Here is a 422-nt window from a genome sequence, read left to right on the forward strand (position 1 = left end):
GTCTTTAAAATCTAGGGTAAAATTCGCATTTTTCAAAGCGTAAAATTCTTGTAAGGCTTTGGGCTTGTTTTCTACAAAAAGCCTTGAATTTTGCTCTATGAAGTTTCTTGCTTGTGGGCTATCTTTTAGCCCTGTGCTAAAACGAAGTCTTTTATCGGCATTTTTTAGGCATAGATATATTACACCATTCCTTATGTATAGCATTGTTAATCCTTTAAGATAATTTAAGAGTGAGATTATAACCTAAACTTTGCGTTTAGGCTACTTTGGAGTGTTTATGTTTGTCTAAAATAGCTTTGGCTATACCCCTTTCTAGTGTTTGTTCTTCTTCTTTTGTGCGGTGCAGTCTTTCATCAGCTGTTTTCGCCTCGATGTCGTAGAAAATGAAATTCTGCTCTTTGTAAAGTGCGAAGTTCTTTTTG

At 35.1% G+C, this 422-nt stretch carries 1 protein-coding gene; it reads right to left on the minus strand.

Annotated elements, in window-relative coordinates; genetic code table 11:
* On the minus strand, positions 1–204 hold a 204-nt coding region (locus DMC01_RS12820; RefSeq protein WP_142694548.1), incomplete at its 3' end, for a hypothetical protein.
* Positions 205–422: the final 218 nt, after the last annotated feature.

The sequence above is a fragment of the Campylobacter troglodytis genome (assembly GCF_006864425.1).
GTDB lineage: Bacteria > Campylobacterota > Campylobacteria > Campylobacterales > Campylobacteraceae > Campylobacter_D > Campylobacter_D troglodytis.